At 41.2% G+C, this 7,070-nt stretch carries 6 protein-coding genes; 3 read left to right on the forward strand and 3 right to left on the reverse strand.

Features of this window, described 5'->3' with window-relative positions:
* Positions 1 to 105: 105 nt before the first annotated feature.
* Positions 106 to 1,134: a GntR family transcriptional regulator gene (locus AC1DO4_RS20620; protein WP_477419279.1), complete on the forward strand. Its 1,029-nt coding sequence runs from the start codon at positions 106 to 108 to the stop codon at positions 1,132 to 1,134.
* Between the two features lie 24 nt (positions 1,135 to 1,158).
* Here AC1DO4_RS20620 and AC1DO4_RS20625 read toward each other — a convergent pair whose 3' ends face one another.
* The gene (locus tag AC1DO4_RS20625; protein ID WP_477419282.1) at positions 1,159 to 2,604 is read right to left on the reverse strand and encodes a sensor histidine kinase; all 1,446 of its coding nucleotides are present in this window, start codon (positions 2,602 to 2,604) and stop codon (positions 1,159 to 1,161) included.
* Between the two features lie 212 nt (positions 2,605 to 2,816).
* Here AC1DO4_RS20625 and AC1DO4_RS20630 point away from each other — a divergent pair, with 212 nt between their 5' ends.
* Complete coding sequence (locus AC1DO4_RS20630; protein ID WP_477419284.1) at positions 2,817 to 3,950, forward strand: glycerate kinase family protein; 1,134 nt, start codon at positions 2,817 to 2,819, stop codon at positions 3,948 to 3,950.
* A gap of 55 nt (positions 3,951 to 4,005) precedes the next feature.
* Here AC1DO4_RS20630 and AC1DO4_RS20635 read toward each other — a convergent pair whose 3' ends face one another.
* Positions 4,006 to 4,527, reverse strand: a complete 522-nt coding sequence (locus tag AC1DO4_RS20635; RefSeq protein WP_477419286.1) for a DinB family protein — start codon at positions 4,525 to 4,527, stop codon at positions 4,006 to 4,008.
* A gap of 73 nt (positions 4,528 to 4,600) precedes the next feature.
* Positions 4,601 to 5,761, reverse strand: coding sequence for a glycoside hydrolase family 130 protein (locus AC1DO4_RS20640; protein WP_477419289.1), 1,161 nt, complete (start codon positions 5,759 to 5,761; stop codon positions 4,601 to 4,603).
* A 245-nt stretch (positions 5,762 to 6,006) separates the two neighbouring features.
* Here AC1DO4_RS20640 and AC1DO4_RS20645 point away from each other — a divergent pair.
* On the forward strand, positions 6,007 to 7,070 hold a 1,064-nt coding region (locus AC1DO4_RS20645; RefSeq protein WP_477419291.1), incomplete at its 3' end, for a DUF2851 family protein.

Here is a 7,070-nt window from a genome sequence, read left to right on the forward strand (position 1 = left end):
TGTTGCAATATAAAAATATGCAGTTGTGAAACCATCCTGTACTATCTTTTTAAATTAAAAATATAATTGTGGAATATTACATTTGTGCCAGCCCAATTATAAAGCGTGAAGAACTACCTGAAAATATTATCTATTGATGAGTATTCCATTACTCCAAAATACCTTCAGTTATCAAATGCCATCATCAGGGCAATTGAAAGTGGTGATATTGTTAAGGATGACATGCTGCCTTCTATTAACGACCTTAGTTTTGCACTGGATACATCACGCAATACCATTGAAAGGGTTTACAAGGAGTTAAAGGATAAAGGTATTGTAAGCTCGGTACCGGGTAAAGGTTTTTTTATCTCGAATACTGATTTTCAAAAGCCACTGAAGATCTTMCTGCTGTTCAACAAGCTAAGCGCGCATAAAAAGATAATTTACGATGCCTTTGTTGCTACCATTGGCGAACTGGCTACCATTGATTTTTATATTTATAATAACGATTTCTACTTTTTTAAAAAGATAATTGCTGATAGTTTCCAGAACGATTATGCCAAATACATCATCATCCCCCATTTTTTGGATAATGAAACCAAGGCTCATGAGATCATCAATACCATTCCAAAGGATAAGCTGATCCTGCTGGATAACCTGGTGCCGGGCGTAAACGGTAAATTTGCGGCCATTTACGAAAATTTTGCGTCGGATGTTTATGAGGCCCTTAAGAAGCTGCTTGATAAGCTAACTAAGTATCATACCATTAAGCTGATATTCCCGGGTAAAACCTATCATTCCAAAGAGATCCTGAAAGGTTTTCTTAATTTTTGCAGGCAATATGCATTTGATTATGAGGTAGTTGATTCTTTAGCTTCAGAAACGATTCAAAGGGATACGGTTTATATCAGTTTAATGGAAGACGACCTGGTTGAACTGATCAAAAAAATCATTGCTTCTGAGCTCAAAGTAGCTAAAGATGTGGGCGTAATATCCTATAACGAAACCGCGCTAAAAGAGATTATTCTTGATGGTATTACCACCATATCTACAGATTTTAAACTTATGGGAAGCAAAACCGCCGAGTTTGCGCTAAGCAATTGCCATGAGCATTTTGCTGTGCCATTTAATGTCACCTTAAGGAGTTCGTTGTAAAACCGATCCTAAAAAAAATGCGCATTAAAATTCAATCCTGAATGTAGTTCCCTTTCCCGGGATACTTTTTACTGTGATATTTCCGCCCATAGCTTCTACCTGGTTCTTAACCAGGAACAGGCCTATTCCCCGCGCATCATTGTTTCCATGAAAGGTTTTATACATGCCAAAAATATTTTGGCCGTGCCTGTTCAGATCTATACCAATGCCATTATCCTCAATTTCCAGTATGGTTTTGTGGCCGGGGCTATCAGCAGATATAGCTATTTCCAGCGGTTTCTCAGGATCACGGTATTTAATACCATTGGTAATTAAATTAAGCAAGATACTTTCCAGGTAGGCCTTGTCACAATTAATTTCAATTTCAGGATCAACCTTGATAGAAAGATTTGCTGCAGCCTCTTTCAGTGATCCGGACAGGATATTTATTGTTCTGTTAATCTCCAGGGCCAGGTTAAGGTACTTTAAATTGTGCTTATTATTGGCATGCACATCAACCACTTCATTTAAATGTCCCAGCGTTTCCTGCAAATTATTTGCGCTTGTTCCCAGCATATCGGTCAGGTTATCTTTTTCAGATTTGTCTTCCTCATTAAGAATCATATCGGTAAGCATCTGAATATTGCCGGTATGAGAACGAAGGTTATGAGATACAATATGGGCAAAGTTTAATAAGCGGCTGTTCTGGGCGCTAATGATCTCCATTGCTTTAATCCGTTCCAGCTCCATGTTTTTTCTTTCCGTGACATCTTTAATCTGCGACACAAAATACAAGGGGTTTCCCTGCTGATCACGCACTAAAGTAACATTTAGGGATGCCCATATAATATTACCATTTTTATGGAAATAGCGCTTATCCATTTGATAAGCCATAATCTTATTATCCAGCAATTGATGCATTTGTACCAGGTCAATATCAAGGTCATCCGGATGGGTAATGTCCTGAAAGGTCTCCTTTTTCAAATCGTGCTCTTCGCGGCCTAATATCTGGCATAGCATTTTGTTCACTCTGATCCATCCACCAACGGGCGATACCAGTGCCATACCTATCGGCGCATATTCAAATGCATGATGAAACTGCGCTTCCTGTTCGGCCAATCTTTTAAGCAAGTCAACCTGTTCGGTAATGTCTTCTATTGTGCCATATATTTCTGTACATATACCGTCTTCGAAACCAGCCTTTATCCTAACTTTTATCCATTTGGTATTCCCTTTTGCTGTCCGCAGCTCAAATTCTCCGCTTAACGGATCCCTGGTTGTTATGGCATCTTCTATCAATTGCTTTATAGCATTTTGATCAAAATAAAACCCGATGGATTTTTCCAAAGTTGGCTTAAAGTCGGGGCCGACCTCATAAATTCCCCTTACCACCGCATTCCAGTAAATTTCGTCGGTTAACATATTTCTTTCCCAAATACCCAGGTGGACAAGCGGTATAACTTTTTGGTAGAGTTCGAGTTTGGTTTGCATAAAAGAAATTAGGGGTTGATCGGCTCAATAAAGAAGATAGTAAATTTGGTTTATACGTTACCTACTACCTTTTGTTTAAATTATTAGGTGCGCAATTTATTTATTTTCGCTGTAATTGCTAACTTCCTTTGGTTTAAAAATGGTATTGGTAATTGTTCTTGATTATAATTATTATCGTACCACCAAACTGCACTGTCTTATATAATCTAACTATGCATATCCTGATAGCACCAAATGCTTTTAAAAATAGCATAACAGCACAGGCTGCTGCTACTGCCATTGAAAAAGGACTGCAGCAAAGCAAACTGCTATGTACAACAGCATGTTTCCCGATAGCTGATGGTGGCGATGGTACGGCTGCCCTTATCATCCAAAAGCTGCGGGGTGATTATGTTACAATGGATGTTCATGATCCTTTGGGCAGATTAATTAAAACCTCGTTCGGTTTGGTTGATGGCGGCAAAACCGCGGTAATTGAAATGGCTGATGCATGTGGCCTCAGATTGCTGAGGCATGATGAACTAAACCCGCTAAAGGCCACCTCCTACGGAACCGGCGAAATGATAAAAAAAGCCCTCGACCTTGGTGTAAGCACCATTTTAATTGCAATGGGCGGCTCGGCCACGGTTGATGGCGGAACCGGTATTTTAAAAGCACTTGGCATTAATTTTTTCGGAGCCGACGGCCGTCTATTGGATAATATGCCTGAAAGCCTGCCCTACCTGAAAAGGATTGATAGTTCAGGTACGGATACCCGCTTGCAAAATACAAGGTTGGTGGTGCTTTGTGATGTGGATAATGTGTTATTGGGATCGCAGGGGGCGGCGGCAGTATTTGGTCCGCAAAAGGGAGCAGGCTCCGAAGATGTAAAAATACTTGATGCAGGGCTTTCCAGGTTTAATGTTGTTACCCTACAGCAGCTCAATATAAATATGGCCGCAACCCGATATGGTGGTACTGCAGGCGGAGCATCTGCAGGGGTTTATGCCTGGCTAAATGCCAGGCTCGTAAACGGCATTGATTATTTTATGGAACTTACTCATTTTGATGAGGCTCTGTATAAAAGCGACCTGGTAATAACCGGCGAAGGAAGCATTGATGAACAGACCCTGCAGGGAAAAGGCCCTTTCGGGGTGGCCTGCAGGGCAAAGGCAAAAGGAATACCTGTAATTGGTTTGGCCGGTAAAATTCCCCTTAGCAATAACGAAAAACTAAACCAATACTTTGATGTGCTGATGGCCATTGGCAACGAGCCCGCAGATATCCCCGCCGCGTTAGCCCATACAGAACAAAATTTAACGCGGGTGGCGAAAGATATTGCCGAACTATTAAGCATGGGAATTTAACAACCGGCAAACAGGTTCTGCCGCTAACATTGATCAGATTGGACAGCGATTTTAATCAATGTCCTCCACTGTCGGCCGTAAAACTTTTATCATCTGCCGATGGGCCGTAGATAGACGGGACCGCAATATCATTCAGTCGCATGTATACAGTTAGCTGACCGCGATGATGTACCATGTGGTTAATAGTTGATTCCACCTGTTCTTTCTTGGGCGAACTAAATAATTCCCGGCCATTTGCCTTAAGGTAAAATGTTTCTGCCAAAGTGCCTTCCTTAATGCTCGATAACATGCTTTTAGCTTCCGTTACATTCTGTTTAAAGTGGTTCACAAGGTCCTGGGTGGTTTGGGCCTTTATATGCTGAAAAGTAGCAAAGTCGATTTCTGAATGTTTTATAATATGTGTTATCCATAAAGGGATCTCGGCAACAAGCAATGCCAGGTAACCCAGTTCCATTGACTTTTCATGCGGTTTCCAGCCGAAAAGCTCTGGCGGAATGCGCTCCAGGCATTTCAGAGTGGCGGGTACTTCAGCTTCCAGTTCTTTAGCAAATTGCTCGGCGAATAGTAAATCGTTCATAGCTTTGAAAATTATTCATAAGCAATAAACATCCATTCGTTTAAATAGTTTAGGTTTTTTATATTGTGTATTATCACTTATCTTCAACAGGATCTGGCGGAGCTGGCCGGGATGGATCATATATCGCTACCGCAACCTTTGAATCGGCGCAGCCATAATACAGGAACCATTTCTTTTTAAAATAAACCATACCTTCTATAAAAACAGTGCCGTTAACGTATTGGCCGCTTTTTTCAAAGGGAGCCATAGGTCGCAGGAAAGGTACATCCAGCCTGGTAATATTTTTTGAAGGATCTTTCTTATCAAACAATGCCTGTCCTGCACAATATGAATTGGCATTAAACCTTTTATCCCTGTTCTCGTCTGCCTTATTTTTACCATTATAAAATAAGATGACACCTTGTTTGGTCATTAAAGCCGGCGGCCCGCATTCTGTCAAATCACTGTCGAAATAGCCATTGCGGGGTGATATCAATTGTTTCAGCTCACCGTTTTTATCAACAACCGGCGCCCAGTCAACCAGGTTGGTAGATGTAGCGGCATAAACATGCTGCTCTCCCCAGTACAACCAGTATTTACCATTAATTTTAATCACCACTTGTTTTCCATTAACCACCTTTGTAAGGATGGATGCAGATTTACTGGCAATATTAAAAAACTTACCATGATAAGCTGTTTCAAAGATAGGCCCATGCTTTTTCCAGTGTACCAGGTCTTTGGAGGTTGCTGCTCCCAAACGCGGCAACTCGCGGTTCCATTCGGTATAAAAAACAACATATGTTCCATTAGGTGTAACCGCAACACGCGGATCCTCGCAACCACCGGGCCATTCATATTTCTTTGCCATATCATTATCCGGGTAAAGTACGGGCGTTTTTTTCCGGTTAAAATGAATGCCGTCAGCACTTTCTGCATATCCTAAGCGCGATGTGCGAAAACCAATCCCAATACCAAACAAGTCCTCTGCCCGATACAATACAACCACTTTGCCTTTTTTTATAGCTGCAGCCGGATTAAAAGTATCATTGGCTTCCCATGGCACCATCTTGTTACTTACCGGGTCTTTAAACCTGGAGCTGGTATCTGGTGATATGATGGGGTTTATATTTGCCGGTCTTTCAAAACCTCCAAAAGCCCATGAGGGCAGGGTGTTTTTGGGGATCTGGCCCAGGCATGTCTGGGCTACTAAAACAAAGGCTAATATCTTCCAGGTCTTTATTAAGTTAATCATCATAATTGGCTTATTGAGGATATAATTTTTCAGGAGCGCTCCTTTTATTGCAGTTACACATCCCACGGTACGGCGAAGCCGCCAATGTAGATGAAATATAGTAAGTAATATAAAAATAGTTTGCGCAGAATTAAATAAAATAACGAAGTTAAGATGGACATACCAAAGCTCCACGATCAATGAGCCATTTACAGAAAGAAAAAAACGCAGTTAAATAAATCAACAATCACATTTACTATATTTAAACCATGCTTTTCACCGAAGACTTTTTGCATTATGTATGGAAATTCAGGCTATTTGATCGCATAGACCTGCAAACCGAAGATGGTAAAACGCTTGAAATATTTTCGACGGGGACACATAATACTGATGCAGGCCCCGATTTTCACAATGCCCGGATCAAAATAGATGACACCCTTTGGGCCGGTAATGTTGAAGTTCACCTTTCTGCCTCTGATTGGCAAAAGCATGGCCATACCAATGATGATGCTTATAACAATGTAATTTTGCATGTGGTTTATAATAATGACCTGCCGCTTGTTTTAACCAGCGGGCGCAAGGTGCCAACTCTTCAACTAAGAGACAGAATCCCAGCCGAACTATATAACCGTTACCACCAGATGGTATTCGGTAACCAAACCATTATACCTTGCGAAGCCAGTATTGGCATTGTTGATGGGCTCATTATGCATAACTGGCTAACACGGGTGTTGGTTGAACGGCTCGAAAAGAAATCGGCCTTAGTAACAGCGGCCCTGGCTATTAATCGAGGCGATTGGGAGGAAACATTCTACCAGTTTTTGGCTGCAAACTTTGGGTTTAAAACTAACGCGTTACCTTTTGAGTTGCTCGCTAAATCGCTGCCGCAGCTTACCCTTAGCAAACACAAAAACAACCAGATGCAGATAGAGGCGCTGATATTTGGACAGGCTGGATTTTTAGAAGGGGATTTGAAAGATGAATATCCAAACAAACTGAAAAAGGAATATGATTTTCTGCGGAAGAAATACAGTTTGAAGCCGATAGAAAATCACTTATGGAAGTTTATGCGGTTACGGCCTCAAAATTTTCCTACGGTGAGGCTGGCTCAATTTGCAGCACTCGTTGTAAATTCTAACCATCTGTTCTCCAAGATATTGGAGGTAAAGGATATCGATGCACTAAGAAGTCTTTTCGCGTCTATAAAAACAAACGCATATTGGGACGATCATTTTCGCTTTGATGTACCTTCAAAGCCCTCGCCTAAAATTATGGGGGCATCATCTGTAGATATTTTGCTTATCAATACCCTTGCTTTATTCCTGTTTAGTTT

Source organism: Mucilaginibacter sp. P5_A6 (assembly GCF_056400585.1).